Source organism: Ureibacillus sinduriensis BLB-1 = JCM 15800 (assembly GCF_000772955.1).
Classification (GTDB): domain Bacteria; phylum Bacillota; class Bacilli; order Bacillales_A; family Planococcaceae; genus Ureibacillus; species Ureibacillus sinduriensis.
Genome location: NZ_JPVO01000045.1, coordinates 109,484 through 129,656 on the forward strand (window position 1 = coordinate 109,484; position 20,173 = coordinate 129,656).

Annotated in this window: 13 protein-coding genes; 5 read left to right on the plus strand and 8 right to left on the minus strand. The window is 38.9% G+C overall.

Annotated elements, in window-relative coordinates; genetic code table 11:
* Positions 1–305 precede the first annotated feature (305 nt).
* The gene (gene brnQ, locus CD33_RS06260) at positions 306–1,607 is read left to right on the plus strand and encodes a branched-chain amino acid transport system II carrier protein (protein WP_036199140.1); all 1,302 of its coding nucleotides are present in this window, start codon (positions 306–308) and stop codon (positions 1,605–1,607) included.
* 140 nt (positions 1,608–1,747) lie between these two features.
* Positions 1,748–3,112 carry a S41 family peptidase gene (locus CD33_RS06265; RefSeq protein WP_036199142.1) on the plus strand — a complete coding sequence of 455 codons (1,365 nt, stop codon included), beginning with the start codon at positions 1,748–1,750 and terminating at the stop codon, positions 3,110–3,112.
* Positions 3,113–3,238: 126 nt separating this feature from the next.
* Here the strand turns inward: CD33_RS06265 and CD33_RS06270 are convergent, their stop codons facing one another.
* From CD33_RS06270 to CD33_RS06280, 3 genes are all read right to left on the minus strand, one after another.
* Positions 3,239–3,820, minus strand: a complete 582-nt coding sequence (locus tag CD33_RS06270) for a TetR/AcrR family transcriptional regulator (RefSeq protein ID WP_036199144.1) — start codon at positions 3,818–3,820, stop codon at positions 3,239–3,241.
* 253 nt (positions 3,821–4,073) lie between these two features.
* The gene (locus CD33_RS06275; RefSeq protein WP_052130048.1) at positions 4,074–5,144 is read right to left on the minus strand and encodes a CAP and S-layer homology domain-containing protein; all 1,071 of its coding nucleotides are present in this window, start codon (positions 5,142–5,144) and stop codon (positions 4,074–4,076) included.
* A 255-nt stretch (positions 5,145–5,399) separates the two neighbouring features.
* Positions 5,400–6,320 carry a C40 family peptidase gene (locus CD33_RS06280; RefSeq protein WP_036199146.1) on the minus strand — a complete coding sequence of 307 codons (921 nt, stop codon included), beginning with the start codon at positions 6,318–6,320 and terminating at the stop codon, positions 5,400–5,402.
* 506 nt (positions 6,321–6,826) lie between these two features.
* On the opposite strand from CD33_RS06280, the gene CD33_RS06285 reads away from it, so the two are divergent.
* A complete protein-coding gene (locus CD33_RS06285) occupies positions 6,827–8,701 on the plus strand; it encodes an LTA synthase family protein (RefSeq protein WP_052130049.1) in 1,875 nt (624 codons plus the stop codon).
* Between the two features lie 47 nt (positions 8,702–8,748).
* Here CD33_RS06285 and CD33_RS06290 read toward each other — a convergent pair whose 3' ends face one another.
* Complete coding sequence (locus tag CD33_RS06290) at positions 8,749–10,629, minus strand: FAD-dependent oxidoreductase (protein WP_036199147.1); 1,881 nt, start codon at positions 10,627–10,629, stop codon at positions 8,749–8,751.
* 420 nt (positions 10,630–11,049) lie between these two features.
* On the opposite strand from CD33_RS06290, the gene CD33_RS06295 reads away from it, so the two are divergent.
* The gene (locus tag CD33_RS06295) at positions 11,050–12,966 is read left to right on the plus strand and encodes a copper amine oxidase N-terminal domain-containing protein (RefSeq protein ID WP_036199149.1); all 1,917 of its coding nucleotides are present in this window, start codon (positions 11,050–11,052) and stop codon (positions 12,964–12,966) included.
* Positions 12,967–13,237: 271 nt separating this feature from the next.
* Here the strand turns inward: CD33_RS06295 and CD33_RS06300 are convergent, their stop codons facing one another.
* Positions 13,238–15,730 (minus strand): S-layer homology domain-containing protein, encoded by a 2,493-nt coding sequence (locus tag CD33_RS06300; RefSeq protein WP_036199153.1) that lies wholly within the window; start codon positions 15,728–15,730, stop codon positions 13,238–13,240.
* A gap of 379 nt (positions 15,731–16,109) precedes the next feature.
* Here CD33_RS06300 and CD33_RS06305 point away from each other — a divergent pair, with 379 nt between their 5' ends.
* Positions 16,110–16,595, plus strand: a complete 486-nt coding sequence (locus tag CD33_RS06305) for a hypothetical protein (protein ID WP_036199217.1) — start codon at positions 16,110–16,112, stop codon at positions 16,593–16,595.
* A gap of 96 nt (positions 16,596–16,691) precedes the next feature.
* Here CD33_RS06305 and CD33_RS06310 read toward each other — a convergent pair whose 3' ends face one another.
* From CD33_RS06310 to CD33_RS06320, 3 genes are all read right to left on the minus strand, one after another.
* Positions 16,692–18,221: a glycoside hydrolase family 26 protein gene (locus CD33_RS06310; RefSeq protein ID WP_052130050.1), complete on the minus strand. Its 1,530-nt coding sequence runs from the start codon at positions 18,219–18,221 to the stop codon at positions 16,692–16,694.
* 144 nt (positions 18,222–18,365) lie between these two features.
* Positions 18,366–19,001 carry a vWA domain-containing protein gene (locus CD33_RS06315; RefSeq protein ID WP_036199155.1) on the minus strand — a complete coding sequence of 212 codons (636 nt, stop codon included), beginning with the start codon at positions 18,999–19,001 and terminating at the stop codon, positions 18,366–18,368.
* 181 nt (positions 19,002–19,182) lie between these two features.
* Positions 19,183–20,160 (minus strand): macro domain-containing protein, encoded by a 978-nt coding sequence (locus tag CD33_RS06320; RefSeq protein WP_036199156.1) that lies wholly within the window; start codon positions 20,158–20,160, stop codon positions 19,183–19,185.
* Positions 20,161–20,173: the final 13 nt, after the last annotated feature.

A 20,173-nucleotide genomic window follows, 5' to 3' on the forward strand; every position in this document is an offset into this window, starting at 1 on the left:
ATAGCTATAGCAATCAAATCGGCGAAATGTGCTGGAGTTTCCGACTACTTCCATTTCCTCCAAGCTAGCTATAATGAACAAACATGAACAATTTTTCATTTAATCATTCATGCCTCTTTAGTTCTATCTTTTTCCTATTTGATCATTTTTTAGAAAACAATTAATATTTCAATAAATTATATTGAAAATATAAAAAATGCTATTTTAATCGCAAGTTGGATATGCTATAATACGTTCTTGTGATGTCGAATCACGCGATAAATTTTTTGAAAGTTTTTGCTTTTCAAACAGAAAGGGAATGTTTTATGAAGTTCATGAAAGAAAATCTTGCAGTCGGATTTATGTTATTTGCGTTATTTCTGGGTGCAGGCAATATTATTTTCCCACCGGAATTGGGACAAAATGCCGGAACAGCCTTTATTCCATCGATTATTGGCTTCCTTATTACGGGGGTGGGTTTACCGTTAATAGGGATTATTGCTGTAGCGAAAAATGGTGGTGATTTGCAAGTTGTAGCGAATCGCATTCATCCTGTATTCAGTATTATTTTTACAGCTGTCGTTTATTTATCTATCGGACCACTATTTGCGATTCCTCGTACTGGTGCCGTGACATATGAAATCGGGATTGCTCCTTTCTTGTCGGAGTCAGCAAAATCCAGCGGTTTACTCATAACGTCTTTAATTTTCTTTGCGATCGTTCTCTACTTATCATTGAATCCAACAAAATTAGTGGACCGAATCGGCAAGGTTTTAACACCTGCTCTATTGATTGTCATCGCCCTGCTTGCCATTAAAGCTTTTGTTACTCCTATGGGGGAATTTGGCGAGCCGCATGGTGTATACACAACAAATGCATTCTCTGAGAGCTTTATCCAAGGTTATTTAACAATGGATGTACTTGCTTCTCTAGTGTTTGGGATTGTCATTGTCCAATCACTGCAAGCAAAAGGCATCAAAGACCGTGCGAAACAAGTAAAAACAACCATCTTTGCTGGGATAATCGCTGCATTGGGATTGGCTTTTGTTTATATTTCACTTGAATATATCGGGGCAACAAGTATTGACGCTATTGGCTATATCGGGGATGGCGGCACGATTATCGCCCAATCTGCCAAAGTACTGTATGGAAGTTTCGGGAATATCATTTTATCTACCGTAATCATTCTTGCTTGCATCACAACGGCGGTTGGTTTGGTATCGGCAAATGCCACTTTCTTCAATAAATTGTTCCCAAAGCTTTCCTATAAAGCGTTAGCGATTATCTTTACGTTATTTAGTTTCTTCATTTCAAACTTCGGGTTATCAAAACTGCTTTCCATTACGTTGCCAGTATTGATGTTCATCTACCCGATTGCGATTGTTTTAATGTTCTTAGTATTATTCGATCAACTTTTCAATCGTGCACCAATCGTGTACAGCCTGGCTTTAATCGCCACTGCGCTTGTTAGTGTGTACGATGGCATCAAAACAGCAGGCTTCAGTATTGACTGGTATGAAAAAATATTAAATCTATTGCCACTTTACGATCAAAGCATCGGTTGGCTTGTACCAGCGATCGTCGGTTTGGTGATTGGTTGGATAATCCACTTACTGACAAAAAAATAAATTCGAAAGTCCTAGAAGCTACTTTTTGCTACTTCTAGGACTTTTTTATTACTATTATTCTATCTTTTTTAAAAGGTTCCTCTATTCTGTTAATTAATGTGTATAATGATAGTATTCTTATGATATGAGGAGTTTTGTTCATGAAACGATATGCACCTATGCTATTAGCAATACTATTAACTGTGGCACTGCCTTTTCATGCATCTGCAGCTACTCTGGATGATGTAAAAGAAATTGTCAAAAGTGAATATGTCGGGGAAATTAATGGAGATTTAAATAGTGCCACTTCAATTGATGAGGTCATAGACATGCTCGATCCTTACTCGGACTATTTTTCCAAAGAAGAATACGAAGCCTTTACGAATTCAATTGAAATGGAAACGGTTGGAATAGGTATTGTCATTGAAAAACATGAGAAAGGCATCTTGATTGTGGATGTTATTGAAAATGGTAGTGCCTATTCTTCAGGTTTCGAAGCAGGGGATATCATTACAAAAATAAATGGTCAATCAACCTTCGATATGAGTGTTGAGCAGGCCCAGTCCCTCATAGTGGGCGAGGAAAATTCAATCGTCGACATTGAAATATTGAAGACAAATGGAAAGACTGTCAAGGAAATCATTAAGCGTCGTCCTTTCTCCCTGCCTAATGTAAATGCGGAACTCCTTTACGGAAATGTGGGGTATATCTCGATCAATTCGTTTTCTGAAAACGCGGCAGAAGAAGTCGCCAAAGTGTATTCGAATCTCCTGAAACAAGGAGCAAGTTCCTTCATTGTCGACTTGCAAAACAATGGTGGGGGCTATGTGGTCACTGCCGAAAAGTTAATCGGCATGTTCCCCGGTGCAACCTATGCCTATAAAATCAAGCTCGCAACAGAGTCCGGACTGGTCCGTGCCAGCCAGCAGGGAGTCGAGTTCCCTACGAAAACCCGTCTATTAGTCAATCGATATAGTGCCAGCGCTTCGGAAATGACCGCCGCTGCATTGCTTGACCAACATTCTGCCATTCTTTATGGAGAATCGACTTACGGAAAAGGAACGATGCAGACATTTTATGAGCTAGCTGATGAAAGCATCTTGAAGCTAACTGTCGGTGAATTTTTCGGGCCGAGTGGAACGGTCGTTAAAAATGTCGGCGTTTCACCGAATATTGCCACAACAAGCAATCCGTTATACCAGGCACATTTTGATAGTATTGTTGAAAATCTAAAAAACTACAAAGAAATTAAAAGTTTGTTGAATGTGCCAACAACCAAAACATTTCATGTCAATTTCAATAAAGAAATCAGTGAATCATTCGATTCTTCCTCCATCAAATTAGTTGAGTTGGGCGGTTCGGAATTGGACGTTTCCTTGCAGGTTTCCGGAAAGCAAATCTTGGTCACGCCAACATCCCCTCTTTTAAAAGGAAAAGAGTACATTCTAATAGTTGAACCATCCATAAAGGATCTCAACGGAAGACTGATGAACAACGGCTCTTATTTGAAAGTCACTGTGCAATAACACGAAAAAGACACAACTCCATTCCGAATATGGGGTTGTGTTTTTCTATGTATCTTCTATATGAAAGCGCTTAAAAACCCCCCACCAAAGAGAGCTTCTCTTTAGTGGGGATTTTTATATGATCATTTAGCTGACTACTAGTGAATTCTCTTCGTTAACAAAGTAGATGGAGAATAGGTCTTCCGCAATTTCCTTTGCTGATTTACTATTCGTCAGCAAGAAAATTTTCGTTAAGCGCTCTATAGAGCCCATTAAACTTTGGGAAACAATATGTATATCATTTCGTTGCAAGTTATGATGATTGTCGGCTTGACCCTCTAAAATGTGTTCAAACTTCTCTACCAGCTTTTCTTTCACGATATGTGAATTATCGGATTGATATAACCCGATTTTTGTAAGCAACGGATTTGAAGCAAAATACTGCAGCAACTGTTCGATTACTATTTGAAACTGGACATTCTGTTGTTGAAGTTGTTCTTCCAGTATATGAAAAAGATCTTGTTGGAATTGTTGGTTTAAATCAAGGAACAATGAATCTTTACTTTCAAAATATAAGTAAAATGTAGGCTGAGTCACCTTTGCCGCTTTTACAATATCACTGATTTTAGTCTGATAGTAGCCGTTAGTCGAGAATAATTCGATTGCTTTTTCACGTAGTAATTGTTTGCTTTTTTCACCGTTTGAGTTAACTTTCCTTCCACGTGCCATAATACTTTTCCACCTTATCCTTGTTATTACTAACTTAACTTATTACTACTCCTATATTATAAATATTATAATATACTTTAGCTATATAATAAAGACTTTAGTCTCACGAAAATTGACCCTAAATATTGCGGCAGTAACTCCATGAAACATATATACAGCATCAAGAATAGGTCTTTTTACCCTCAATATAAAAAGCATCTTTATCGATGCTTTTTTATTCTTTATTGCAGGATATTTTTATGAAATAATCATCTTATTTTTTCGAGAAAAGTTGCACCCAGTAGATATCCCCATCTTTACTCTTCACACAGGCAACACCGGTATTGGTATAATTTTTATTCATCATATTGTTTTTATGAGAGGTGGACTTCAGCCACGCCTGCACTACGGCTTCCGGCGAAGTCGAATTTCTTGCCAAATTTTCCCCGATGATTGTAAACGAATAATCGAAAATACCGGCCATATCCCAAGCGTATCCGTAAAATGGTGAGTAATGCTCGAAATATTTCCGTTTCAGCATATCATTCCCTTTAACAACTGCAAGCTGAGCCAGCTTACTATCATACTGCAATTTGGATAAGCCTTGTTTTTCACGTTCTTCATTTACTAGCTGGACCACTTTGGCTGACCATTTTGGATGATGATCGATTGTATGGATGTATTCCTTTTGCAAAAAATCGTAAATCACCTCATTCGACGCAAGTTCATTTTGGAATGTCATCAATCGATCCAAAAATATTGCGATTTGCGCCCGCGTCACTTTTTCGTTTGGCGAAAAAGTGGTTTTAGTAGTTCCTTTTATGATTCCGATATCCGCCAATGAGCCTATATAGTTTTTTGCCCAATGTGATGAAGGAACATCCCTGAAATTTGTATGATTTTTTTGATCTATTACGATGTCAAATGCAAGACTGAGTATCTTGCAAAGTTGCGCACGAGTCAAAAAATCGTTTGGATGAAACTTACTCGTATTCTCTATTACCCCTAAATTCGTTAAAGTAAACAAAGCATGTTTATAGGTTGCATTTTGGGGTACATCTTTAAATAGAAAGCCGGTTTCAGTTGTCGGTTCCAACTTCAGCGCATTGAAAATGAACTGTACGGCATCGGCCCTTGTTACGAATCCATTAGGAAGGAACTTTCCTTCGTTGGATTCAGTCATTATATTCAAATCCTTCATTGCGGAAATCGATTCATAAGCCCAATGGTTGGAAGATACATCGCTGTAAAGGTTTTCGGTAGATGCACGTACTTCTGTGGAATGGACAATTATAAAGGTAAAAAGAAAAGTTATTATGGCCATTTTTAATCGTTGATGTTTCATATATCTAAACTCCTCACTGATTTAAAGATGATGGATAAACTAATAATTAATTACACTTTGATTTATCGTAATTTAGCATGATAGCTACTTTATACTAAATTATATACAAATTTAGAAAATATTACTATCAATCTCTACAATTATTCTATTTCTCAATGGTATATCCAGCAAGAAGAGCTCATAACATAAAAAAAGAGAGGCTAAAATCAGCCTCTCCGGAAGTTACCTACTTTATTAAACTATCGACTTCGTCATTTAGTTCATTGCACGTTCAATGAATAGACCCAATTGAGTCAAAGTTACGTTATCTTTTGCACCAAATGCTCCGTTGCCTAAACCAATCGTTACTTTGTTTGATGCCAAGTTATTAACATATTCATATGCCCAATTATCTTTTTTCACATCAGTAAATTGAAGTGTGTTGTCTTGCAATTGTAAATCGAAAGCTAGTACTAAAACTTTTGACATTTCAGCGCGCGTAATTGGTGAATTTGGGTTGAATTTCTTGTTTTCATCACCTTGGAAAATGCCTTCGTTCTGAAGCGAAGTGATTGCACCAGCATATTTATCCGATGATTTCACATCCGAAAATGTCGAAGTTGTATTGGAAGTGTCCAAGTTTAATGCTTTTGCAAGTTGGTTAGCTACTTCCGCACGAGAAGCATAGACCGAAAAGTCGATCGCTACCGATTTAACTTCTTCCACTTTCTTTGTCACTTCTTCGGCTGGGAAGTTGGCAATTTGTTTTGCACCAAGATAGCGATTTGCCCAGTAAGATTCGCTTAGTTTTGAAACCGTAACGCCCTTACTAGTTGAAGAGTGTACGAATTCACCGTTGCCTACAAAAATACCAACGTGAGATACACCTCTTCCAGAAGTATTAAAGAACACTAAGTCCCCTACTTCCAGATTGCTTTTAGATACAGCCGTACCTGTTGAATACTGTGCTGATGTTGTGCGGCCTATGCTAATTCCCAAGTCAGAAAATACTCGTTGAGTGAATCCGGAACAGTCAAACCCGTTAGTAGATGTTCCTCCGTATGTATAAGGTACTCCAATATATTTATATGCTGTATTAGTTAATTCTTTATGTGTAGCTGCTTCTGCATCATTTGTAAAAGGGCTTGCCAATAACATTAATGATGCGAATACAGGTAATAACCATCTCTTTTTCATGCAGTTAAATACTCCCTTCAAAATAACCATGATCGGCTTATTTCTCTAGTAAAAGAGTAACATAAAAAATAGAATAGTAATTTTTCATTTGTGTAACGTTTTATTGCAAAAAACGTCGAACAACATTTCAACATAAACCAGCTAAAACCTTCATTTAACAAGCAATCTAGCTAGCACTGGCACCCTTTTGTAACATTCCTGTAATATGATTGTCTCATTTCGGCGGTTTGTAACTTAGAATTTTCTATATATTTTATTTATTATTTCAAATTTCCCCATACAAAATGTCAAAATATTGCTCGTTGTACATAATAATAATCCTTCGTAAGGAAAACAGTTCCCTTACAAAGGATTTTTTGAATTTATTGAAAGAATTGAGCAAAATTCGCTAATGAGATTGACCATTTTAGCTCAAAATAAATGTATTGTACTCCCTAATGAGTTTCAAAATACTGGAATAATGCACTACCATTTTGACAAATCAAATTAAGGTGTGAAAGATCGTCATGAAAAACCTAATTTTGAGGAGACATCCTCTTTTTTTTATCTTCACCGCAATTTTAATTGGCAAGTTTATTTTTACAAGAAGCCTCTTATTTGAAGGATTTGATTTCTTTCAGACACTTTTCGTGGAGCTTTGCTATTTATTCATCCTCTTTGGATTGGTTGAACTTATTCCATCACACAAAGTAAAGAAAATGGTTTATCTTTTTTTGGATTTTGTCCTAACTTTACTTTTAACAGTCATTCTCGTTTACCATAATTACTTTGGCTATATTGTGACGATTCATGCATTTTCGCTATTGAATCAAGTTGGCACGATCCGCGATAGTGTTTACCAACTGTTCCATCCAATTTACGGCGTTTTATATATTGACTTCATCATCATTCTTCTATTGGGCCTATTCAACCGAAAAAGGGCACGGGAGCATGCTTCCAAGCATAATGTCCGATTTGCGTTGAGTGTTTTGCTCCTTGGTTTAGTGGTGTCTGCTGTGCTTGTTTACAGCCAGAAAAATGTTGAAATCGCCAACTCTGTAACATCCGCCAAAAAACAAGGAATCATTACGTATGAAATCTTTGGTGTAAAAAATTATTTAACAAACGCAACTAATCAATTTACCGCCGAAGAATTGAAACAACTTCCTACTATAATAGAAGAAGTCAAGGAAACACCGCCTATAACTGAAGGTGAGCGGCAATACTTTGGTGTAGCTGGAGGGAAAAATATCATCGCCATTCAAATGGAAGCTTTTCAAGATTTCACATTAAATTTACAAGTCAATGGACAGCCGGTGACCCCTTTCTTAAATAGCTTGATAAAGGAAAGTGTTTATTTTCCCAATGTCTATCAACAAATTGGACCCGGCAATACTTCCGATGCGGAATTTATTTTCAATACTTCACTGTACCCCGCTGGCATGGAAGCAACCAGCGAAACCTATGGGGATCGAATAATTCCTAGCTTCCCTAAACTGTTGAAGAATAAAGGGTACAAATCGCTTACCTTCCATGCAAATGACGTAACCTTTTGGAATCGCGACAATCTTTATCCTGCCCTCGGATTCGATCAATATTTTGATATTGAATTTTTCGGACAGAAAGATGTCATCGGAATTGGTCCGTCGGATGAAGTGCTCTATACAAAAGCGGTTTCCGAACTACAAAAACTGCATGATGGCCAGCAGAAGTTTTTTGCCCATTTCATCACACTTTCGAGCCATCATCCATTCCAGATCCCGGCAGATAAAAACACTTTGGTGCTTCCGCAACAATTTGACGGCAATATTGTCGGCGATTATTTAAAGGCAATCCATTATACCGACCAGATGTTGGGGAAATTTGTTGCTCAATTGAAGGAAGCAGGCATGTGGGATGATACAATGCTCGTTTTATATGGCGACCACTTCGGCTTGCAAAAAAGCTCCCTGAAAGAACCGGAGCTTGCTTTACTGGAGAATTTGCTGGGACATGACTACCATCTGCTCGATCAGTTGAATGTTCCTCTAATGGTCACATTAGGTGGTGACGAACAGGTAAGCGAAATGAATGAAACCATTGGAGGCCAGGTGGATATATTGCCTACTCTTTCAAACTTGCTTGGTTTGTCGTTGGATAACTTTGTTCATTTTGGCCAGGACTTGCTCAATTACCCGGACAATCTTTTTGGGATGCGCTACTACATGCCTTCCGGATCATTCTTTAACAATGAAATTGCCTATAAGCCTGATGAAGGGTTTGAAGATGGTGAAGCCTATGATACCGGCACCCTACAACCAGTACCGAATTATTCGGACTATGAAGAGGATTATGAGCGGATAAAGGAGATTCTTCAGTTATCGGATCGGTATTTGAACAGTTTGCCAAAGAAGGAATCGTAAAAAAGAGGATGTCCCCCTTTCGGTTCGGGATATCCTCTTTTCACGTATTATTTTTTTAAAAAGACAATCATATCAGCACAAATCGCATATAGTTCTTTAAACTTCAAATGATGGTTTTCGTTTTCGCCCGGAATATTGGCTGCAACTTCTTTTCCGATTATCCCTTTATCAATCAATCCCTGCCAGCTCGCAGTCTGTGCATTGCCATTTACTAATGCCGATAGGACGATGCTCACATCGGATAATTGCAGCAGCCTATTTTCCTTTGCCATTTCGTTTTGATAAATGGTCGCCATTTTTTTGCGCAGCTCGGCATTTTCTTTTGGGGCAGTTCGTTCAATCGTCTCTTTCAGGAGTTTCACGAAGTTATGGGTTGTTGCTTCGTGTTCAACTTTTAAATCATTGGAATAGCCGGCTGATACAAGGCCATAATTCAGCAGTTGTTGTATCGATCCATCAAACCATTCCCCCATATGAGGATAGTCCGATTTGAAATGGTCTACAAAAGCCTCTTGTTCATCCAATTTTGTACGGAGTGTCTCAATCATTTTTGTATCTTTGCTCATGTCTCTAAAAGTTATATTTTGTTGCACAGCCAACGCCGCTGCCGCACCCGCTGCTTGTCCAGTGACCATGCCTGTCGGGACAATTCGGGCACTGCCTGCTGCAAGTGAGGAGAAGCCGGCAGCACGCCCGACAACCAGGATGCCATCAATCTCTTTTGGGACCAAGGATCGGAACGGAATTGCATATTGTTTTGGATCTGCCAGAACGAACCCATAATCTTGCGGCGTTTGTGCCTGTACGTCCACCGGATAGGCGCCGTATCCAATATTGTCCCAATGATCGCGATTCGTCCAAACATCCGACATCGGCAATTGATACTCGGCCCATATATGCCTCGTTTCCCGTACATATAATTCCGGCGGGAAACTTGCAACCTCGGCATTCTCAAAACCCGGGAATTCCTTTTGTAAAAATTGAAGGATATGCATCGTTTCTTTTTTTCCTTTTTCGATGGCTGCTTGCTTTGAGTTCTCGTCCAAACCATCGATCCCGAAAATTTGCAGTGCATTGATGTAGTACTCATCCCCAACCTTTGCCAAGTTGAGCCCTCTCAGCCTTGTATTTTGTTCGACCGGCTTATAATCATAATGAAGATTGGAGAACCCCCAAGCCGCATGGTCGGTCACTTCGGCTTTTCCAAATTTTTCAACCAAGGCGGTTTCTTTTACTTTATCCCAGTTGACATTTTTCAAATGAAGCATCAATGTTACCGCCATTTTTTTATCTTCAACACCGACATCTTTTCCTCCTATAAAATAGGGAACCTTGGACATGACGGCAAAATCCGCATCTTGCGTAGCATCGATAAAGCTTTTTCCCCGCACCTCAAAATTGCCGTTCTCATTTTGCAGCTTCACTCCAACAATTTGATTTCCATTCATGATGGAGCCTGTGACAGTGGTATCTGTCGTTAAAGAAAGCAGCTGCTCGTCGTTCACCAACTTCTGAAAAGCGGCTTTTGCTGTTTCAATATGAAAGGTGCTCCCCTTACCGACTAAATGATGCCATTCCTCGAATATGCCGTGACTGACTGATTGGCCGTTGGCACCCTGAGGTATATCCAGGAAGTTCATCATACCGAAAGTAAATAAACCACCCAATTCACTTCGGCGTTCTATCAATAATGTTCTGGCACCATTCCTAGCGGCAGAAACAGCTGCAGCAACTCCCTCCGGTTCCCCACCAACAACGATCACATCATATTCTTCATCAAATTGTTTCATGGCAGTCGGTTTTTCATAGGGAATTGATTGTGGCCCAGTCGTCGCACTTGTTCTAATATGGTCAAAATGATTGCCAAAGAGTGACGCAATGAGTAATAAACAAAGTATGCCCGTTATTAGTATGTTTCGCCTCGTCATGATGTCCTCCCAATAAATGAACTAGTTAACGGTATAAAAAAATATCCCTGATTGATATAAACAGAGATATAACATTTAAACTGTATTATTGCCCATTTCCCATCAAACAGAACATTCCATTATAAGAGGTATTAAACAATCATTAGGGCTTTTGGAAAACATTTCTGAGCATGAAACTTTTATTTGGAGTTCTTATCTTCATAGATTCGACACTTGATATCACCATATAGGTTTAGGTATTATTTGAAGTGGTATAGAATTACAGCTCTACCATGTTCTTCTTCTGCCATATCGACTTTTTTATGTCGAAAATAGTAGGTATTTCATCCTTTTTTACAAGAATTTTGCAGAAATTTCGATATAGCGGGATAGGAACTATGTTATGATGAAACATATATTTGAAGTCAGGAGAATAGTAAAATGTTTAGAATTTTGTTTGTATCTCTAATTGGTTTAATCGCATTTTTTTCTACCTCGGGCATGGAAACATCCGCTGCATCCGGGGCAAACGCTTCACCTGTCATGAAAGGGATTACAATTGAGTTGAACGGTGAAACGATCATATTTAACGACCCGGTGCTGAACAAGTCCGGTTATGTACTTTTACCAATGCGGGACTTCTATGAAGCCATTGGTGCAACAGTCAGCTGGAACAAAGAAACATTAACAGCAAGCAGCACTAAAAATGGACACACTGTTGATCTTACGATTAATTCAAAGAACGCAACAGTAGATGGCGCGCCCGTTTCCGTTCCGGTTGCTCCAATGATGTATAAAGACAGAACCTACGTACCACTACGTTTTGTCAGTGAAAATTTGGCCGGTTCCGTAACATGGGAGCAGAGCCAACGTAAGGTGACAATTGAGTTAAATGATTCAGGGGATGCACCGGACGTACCGGGTACACCCGTTGAAAAACCGCCAGTACAGCATATAATACATATGAATGATTCAAAGATTTTAATGGAGGAACCCATCATTACAAGAGGTGGCAGAACTTATATTCCAGCGAAATACTTTGAATATTATCTTGAAAATGGATATGGCGCTTGGCTTTCAAAAACCGAATACGAATTACTCGTAGCGGATACACTTTATACCTTTACGGTTGGCAGTAAGACCGTATATCTGGATGGACAATCGATGCAAATGGACGAATCTCCTTTTGTTGAATACGGGGAAATATACGTCCCGGTTCATTTCGTTGTCAATAACTTAACAAATAGTGGAAGAATACAATACGACCGCAATAAACAAGAGCTTTACATTTCGATTAATGATTATATTTTTTCAGGTCAAAAGCTTGATCTTTCTTACGGTGTCCTAAGCGTTCCACAGCCAGTACCGAACGCTGCTTTAGAGGGAAAAAGAGAATTGATTGTGAGCGACAATCCTGAGTATTTGAGTCCTTCTCACATTACAGATGACATTGCGACTCTGGCTGAATATAAAATAGATGCCACAACTGCTGCGAAAGAATACAGCATTTTTGGTTGGCATTTAAATCATCTAGGTAAAAAGGCAAATATCGGCATTACGATCGAGAATATCTCAGATGCAAACACACTTGAGATCACAAATGCACAAGGCGTCTCCAAAGTCGGCTCCGATAGTTCCATTAAGTACGACATCGGCTTACCGTTGGCGGATACATTCTTAAGTGGAAACTTAAAGAATGCGCAAGGAAATGGCGTGAAGATTGCCCCTGGTGAAACGAAATTAATTCAATCGTATATGCTGGATGAAGAAAAAGCGTTAGGATTCTTGAATAATATTGATGTCCGTTCATTAAACGGAGCAAACAGCAAATATATCATCCGCGTTGTCTTAAGCAAGGATGAAGCTCAGGACTTAACACAAATTCATTCAGATGTGATTTCTCTTTATGACCAACATCCAAGAGGTGTATGGCCAAGCTCGACGATTACGGCAACCCTTCCAACCTATACAGTTGGTACGGCACAAACGGGCTACAATATCTCCAATGGGAAAACCGACAATCTTTTGACTACCGAAAATTCATTAACAAAAATGAACGGTATCATTGGAAACCCTGGTCATTTCGGGATGAGCTACAAAGTAAAAGTGCCAGTAAGCAATCCAAACCCGGAAGAACACACGATCAAAATCAGCCTTGCGGGTAGAGGTGGATCATACAGCGGAGCGGTGAAATATAAAGACAATGTTTACTTGATCCCGACAATTACCCCAGGCGTGAGCTACGTTCAACTGCCTGAACATGTAATTGGCGCAGGTAAACAAGAAACACTTGAACTTGAAATCATGCACGCAGGTGGAGGCAACCTCCCAGTAGCTGTCTACGTCGAAACAAAATAAACCAAAATTTAAACGAAACACCTTTCGCTGGATGTGCCTTGTGCCGCCCATTGCGAAAGGTGTTTCTTTTCACCCAAATTGCGCGAGAATTGTGTGTGTGCCTGGCACTCGTACTATTCTGAATTGTTCTTGATTTGTGTGTGTGCCTGGCACCCGTTTAATTCTGAATTGTTTGGGTGCCTGGCACTCAAACAATCCACTTAATCAAAGCACTTCAATAAAAAAAGAACCCGATTCGCTTGTTGCGATTCGGGTTCTTTTTTATGGTTTATTAATTTACTCGGTCAAGGAATGTGGCGAACTCTGCTCTTGAGATGCTTGAGTCCGGTCTAAAGGTATTATCTTCAAACCCTTTTGCCAAATCATTTGCTACGAGCGTTTGGATGCTCCCATAAGCCCAATGGGATGATTTTAAATCGCGATAAGCTACAGAGGTTGTTCCTTTTAATTGGTATGCTCTCTTGATTAGAGTAGCCACTTCTGCCCTTGTTAATTTACCATCCGGGCTGAACTTCCCTGCTTCACGTCCTGTCATGATCCCTTTTTCTGCAATGGCACTGATTGCCTGTGCCGCATAATGGGAAGCGCGAACATCTTCAAAACTAATCGACTTTGTAGACTTCAAATTCAGAGCTCTTACAATAATTGTTGCTGCTTCAGCACGTGTAATTGAATTCGAAGGTCTAAAAGTACCATCTAAGTAGCCTTTGATCAATTCGTCTTCATATAAATTCTCAATGGAAGTTACCGCCCAATGATTTTTATTTACGTCTGTATAGGCCTGTTCTTTATTAGTTTGATTGTAAACTGCTTGCAATTGATCAAAATAAATCTTGCCTTTATTTTGCAGTGACCCAGTTGGTTCTGCGATATATAGACGTTCAAATTTGAATGGTGAGCTAGCATTCGAAGGCATCGATGCCGTAACGTACTTCCAGCCAGTCCAATTTAATTCGCCCTGCTGTGTGAAGTCGATTGTATGTTTTGCACCTGCTCCATCAACGACTACTCCCCGCAACCAGTGTTTTCCACCATCCCCATAAACCCAAACGCCCAAATGATCCGGCTGTCCAGTTATTGAAATTGGCGATTTCGCCACTGCATAGGCAGCTTTCGTCCCTGTTTGGGATGAAGAGAAATCATAGGAAAGCTTTAAACTCGCTGATCCTTGTCTAAATGGTTCAGACTTCGTACTATTGGCCACCGAAGCTGTAGCTTTTGCTGCCGAGGATGACCATTTGGAAGCACTATCAAAGCTGTCCAGCAAAATCTTGCCTTCTATCTCAGTCACTTTTACAGTTCGTTCAACTCTTATTCCATCATATTGTGCAATAATTTTTCCTTGCCCTTTTCCAGTGGCAGTGAATGTTGTCCCGTTAATCGTGCCGATATTGCCTTCAACAGACCACTTCACTTGGGATGCATCCACTTCAATTGGATTCAAGTACTGATCATAGGCACTAGCCACTTTTAAATTAATTGATGCATCTTTTGTAACTTCACTTGGTATACTACCTAAAGTCATAGATTTTAATGTTCCTTGTGGCGCTGTATTAACAACCTGCAGAATTGCCGAAACGCGTCTTTCACTTCCGTCTGAAGGTCTGTTGATTAGTGTTGGAGAATATCCACCAGGATTTCGTACAACCATCGTTGTAGAACCGCCACCATCTAAGTTGATTGCCGCACTGGCTCCTTGTGAAATGAGATAGGATGCCAAATCTGATAAACTTGTCCCATTACTGTAACCACTCTGTCTGCCATCCACTGTCACCAGAAATACTTTTGTGCCCGTGGAATCGATTGCTACGGCCGTACGAGGAGCACGGCTCGCTGCAAATGATGAAGATGTCGACATTGAAATGTTCACCTTACTATCTTTAACAAGTAAAGGCCCTGCTGCAAGTATGTACTGCGCATCCATCCATTTTGAATCGATTGCCAATCCTACTTCAACCGTTGCCCCTGAGGAAACAGAAGCCGCAAGTTCAGCTGCAAGTTCTTTATTTTGAACAGAAATGACAAAACCATCATTTGGAATTACAGAGTTACCTGAGGTATTATAACCTGTCACATTGGAGACAACACCAGAGAATCGATCACCAAAATGCAATGTACTAGTATCCTGAGATGCAGAGTTTGCAATGATTTCTATTCCCCATTGATTTGTTCCAGTACTTTTTTTCCCCGGCGTATATAAAACAGTTTTGTTCTCCGTTCTTTCGCTATTGATTAGATCAATCGGGTACGTTTTTCCATTCACAGTAAAACTTAAGTCCGTTTTGTAATAATCAATAATGGCTTTGCCGGATTTTGAAATTCCAAAAGCGATCGGATATTGAGTCGGGCTTTCTTTTCCATCACCTAAAATTCCATAATTCATAATCTCGTTATTTTGCGCTAATAGATTTGCAGGCACACCATTTCCCATGAAATAAGAGGCATTGACTGCACCTACCACACGATGTCCTAAAGAGCTGTATTCCTTTGCCAAACTAGATGTGGTTTTTAACGAATTTATAGGATTCGGTAATCCGAGTTCTAATTTAGTATATGTATTTGTTAGATTGACATCCAGCATATTAACGACTTGCTTTGTTGAGCTAGATTGATATGTTCGCTGTATGTGTGTAACTTGAGGAGACACTTCCGTCTTCTTTTCAGAGACTTTGTTGTCAAAAACTGAGGCTGAGGCGACTGAAAGATTAATAGAAAACTGCACGAGAATGAATGCGATCACAATCATTCCTAGTTTTTTTGCCAATTTAATTCACTCCAATATGTAGAAAAATGTTATGATAACTAGAATATAACATACTTTTATACTAAATTGGCAGATTACTAGAAAGATAGGAGAGTTTTCCTAAGCAGGCTGTGATGCTGTTTTTATTATTTGACGATTGTGAATAAAATAAAATATATAAGTGTGCTTCAATATGGGATAGAATAAGGAAACTGGAATTTGATGAAGATTTAACTTGTGACAAATAGCTTAGTAGAATATGCCATTTGACCAAGTACTGAGGCATGACAAAAGTAGGTTTCTAATAAATGTAAAAAAATATACTGACATATTTTGGGTTAAATGATATTTTAATTACATATAGTGTAAAGTATTTTTATTAAAGGAGAGGTTGTTGGTTTTGACTTACAGTACGTATTCAAGTGATTATGATGCTTTTTATGGAGGTTTATTTTTCGTTTTTTTAATCATTACTCTAGCTTTGGTTGTATTGGGGTATGTTGTTAACGCACTCATCTACTATTATACAGCGAAAACAAACGGATTAGGGGAAGTTTCTTTTTGGGCATGGATTCCACTGGTGAATGTTTATTTGTTATTTGCTTTTGGTTCAAGCAAGACGACAATGCAAGAGATTAAAAAAGAATCCTTAATGTTTTTGTTAATTTATATCGGACTCGCAATTGTGTCGATTATACCTTTGATTGGAATTTTAGCTTCCATTGCCATGATTGTCCTTGGCCTATATTATATGTATCGACTATTCTATCGCTGGACGGGTGAAACTGGCATGTCGATTCTGTTTATTATTTTAACGATTATTACAGGTAGTCTGTTCTATTATATTTACGGATTAATTAAAATGAAAAAACCATTCGTTGCATAATTGGAAGGACAAGAAAGACTGTTAACAGTCTTTCTTGTTTTTTTATATGAATAAATCATTTTTGCCTTTAACGTCAAGGCTACCGATTTGTTCACCTTATTTCTTGTTTTTCTTTAGCACGACCGTTTCAGTTGCAAGCCGCTTGAAGTTTTCATCAAATGCCACAAGAGTGATGGGTTCATTTGCTTTGATCTGTTTGAGATTTATTTTCATATCCCAAGGTTGGATATATGATTCACCCAACTTTCTTTTTCCTTGATAGGCCGCCACATAATAAGGTTGTTCACCAAGAGGCAGTTTTACATACATAAATGCGTTGCGCACGCCGGATAGGTTTTTCAAATCTGTAATCGGCAAGTATTTTGTTTGTATTTGATGAATCTCTTTTCCGATGACAAGCTGATCCAAGAAGTATGGACTCTGGATAATCCTTTGATACGCCTCATCCACTAGTTGACTGTCCCCCAAGTCGTAATTGTTATTCTTATTATCATAATTCGTTGTTTGTTTATCAAGGTTAAAATAAGTAACCGCTTTGATTTGAGGGAATATCTTAGGCAAGAATCCATACATATTTCCTATTTGCCCAACTGCCCACTCCGAAAAATCTTTCTTCAATTGATAGCTATAGTGTGAAACCGCCCCCTCTGAAATCATCATCGGCTTATGACTATACTTATCGTATATTGGCTTTAGATAGTCTATGGGATTGCCTCCTGGCACTTCTTTTCCATGGGAAAATGGAATTGTATATAGCGATACGCCAACCCAATCCACAAAGTCATCACCTGGGTAATATTGATCGATATTGTGGCGCGGCAAGAAATTGGGGGACCAAACCATTGCAACATTCGGAGCTTCTTCTTCCATAATGTCATGAACTAACCTGAATTTCTCGATATATTCTTTAGGATTGCCGCTCCATGGCACCCATTCCCCATTCATCTCACCCATGAATCGCAAGAATACTGGAACACCTGAAGCTTTTGCTTCCTTGGCAAATTGTCGGATATAATCACTATCAACCACTTCTTCCAATCCGTTCATTGGCTCAAATCCGATTTGGATTCCGGAATTATTCTTTTTGGCCTCTTTTGCAAACCTCATCGGGAAATACGTATTGGTATCAGTGTACTTCTCTCCCCAAGTTGTATAGGTCAAGTAAATGGCATGGTTCCTTCCGTAAATTTCCTCGACCGGATCAGGGTTTGCATTTTCTCGTTTCCCGGCTAAAAATAAACCAAGGTAGGTTCCACTGATTGGTTCAAATTTTGCTAAAGTCTTTTTCTCTTGAAATGGTTGTTCGACATATAATTCCACTTCTGTTCCGATATGATCAGCACGTATTAAGTTTTGTATTCCCCACGAGGGATGCCCGGCTTTTGTCCAGTAATTCGCGGACTCGATATAATATTCCGTTGCTTTTATGTATTGCTTGGCATTATCATAATACTCGGCCAATTTTTTACTGAATAATGCTGCATTTGTCCAGCTTTCATTATTTATCGATGCTTTTAAAGATTCCTCCCACGAAGAAAGTTCTGAATTGGCTCGAACTTCTATGGGAGTGTAATATAAACTTGCTGTCACCAATATCATTCCAACAATCATGATTAACTTTTTCAAAGTGTAGCCTCCTGCAATTATTTCTCTTGTTGTCAATCATCCTACAGTAAAGGAATTTCGTTTATTGTGAGCATCATGATTGCCGTTTAAACTACCCTTGTTTTATTACCAAAAACTACATGACGACATTTTTAAAAGTAAATATTACTTTCTGTTTTTAAAATCCGCTTCGATTTTCTTTTTCCAGGAACGATTAAACTTGCCTTGTATTCGGTAATTCACTACCGTTTCAGAAACTGCCGAGAAGTTTACTTGTGTCCCAATGGCATCTGCATGATAATCTACAGCAAATTCACGACCAATCCCTAACTTGGAAGCTGTGCCGATTGCATCAATGTTGGCTCCTAGGAAAATAAATTGCCAACCAAGCTCTTTTTGTCTATCCACTAATTTTTTAACTCTTTCAAAGGAATATTCGACACTTGCATTTTCCATTCCATCGGTTGTGATAATAAATAATACTTGATTTGACGGTTCTTTTACTGCTTTCAAATCATGATGAACCTTTTGAATTGTGCTGCCGATAGCATCGAGAAGTGCGGTTGTGCCACCAACCTCGTAATCTGTTTTGGTTAAAGGTACCACCTTTTTTATGTCGACGCGTTCATGTAATGTCTTACATTGATCATTGAATAAAACAGTCGTTACGGCTGCTTCTTCATCTATTTCCTTTTGTTTTGCCAGCATCGCATTGTATCCACCAATAGTATCTGCTTCAAGCCCCTGCATTGAACCGCTACAATCAAAAATAAACACTAACTCCGTACCTGTTGTTGTCATAAAATATCCTCCACTCGTTATATTTCGCATGAAATAGACAGGTTCCAAAAGAAATTAACAGCCCACATCAAATACTCAATGGATTCAATGTGAATTTTCTTCCATTGATAGTAGTTTCGCTATAACTACAATGAAGGATAACAACTTATCTATTGAATTAGGTCGCTTTGGGAGCGACATTTTAAGCACCTAATAATACTTGGTCAAAGGCAAATAACGTTTCATTGATTTCAAATATATTGTAATTTTTCTGTTCTATAAAGTATCGTATTATAAGATCAAATTTGCTGCTATTTGAAAGTGTATATCCAGCTGAGGCAAGCAAATCCATTGTTTCATCTACATTCAGTTCGAGTGCGATGGCAAATGCTATCACGGTCTTTTTCATCGGTGTATAATCCCGTGTGTTCCGGATTTTCGAGAATAATCGGCGATCAATATTGGCCTTTTTGTAGGTTTCAACATCCGTTTTCCCCTTTTCATCTATTAACCGAAGCAATTTTTGGGAGAAAGATTCATCCATCTGATTCAAAACGTTTTCTAAAGTTCGTTGATACGTTTCCTGCTGGCCAACCGCACCTTCTTGTACATAGTCAATTTCTCTGCTATTTTCATATACTAAAAATGGTTCCACATAATAGTCGTCAATATATTCATAAACGGAGCGATATAGTTTTTTGCTTAGTTGAACCGCCTGTTTATCAAAAACAACGATTGTAACATTTATTTCGTGCTCCAATAAAAACTCACTTATTGCTGTAACAGCTATGTGCAATGCTTCCCTCTTCGGGTAGCCGTAAATACCTGATGAGATCAAAGGAAAAGCAATGGAACTGCATTTTCTTGCAATAGCTAGCTGCATCGATTCTTTATAGCAAGAGGCAAGTAATTCTGCTTCGTTATGATTCCCGCCTCTCCAAATGGGTCCTACCGTATGAATTATATAGTCGGCAGGCAGGTGAAACCCCTCCGTCATCACAGCCTGTCCTACTTCACAATGTCCAATTACATCACAGACAGCCTGCAATTGATCGGCTCCTGCTGCGCGGAAGATCGCCCCGCAAACTCCCCCTCCCATTTTTAGTGCTGTATTTGCCGCATTGACAATGGCATCTACTTTCATATTTGTTATATCATTTCGTTCGATCGTTAATGGCATATGCTCACTCCAT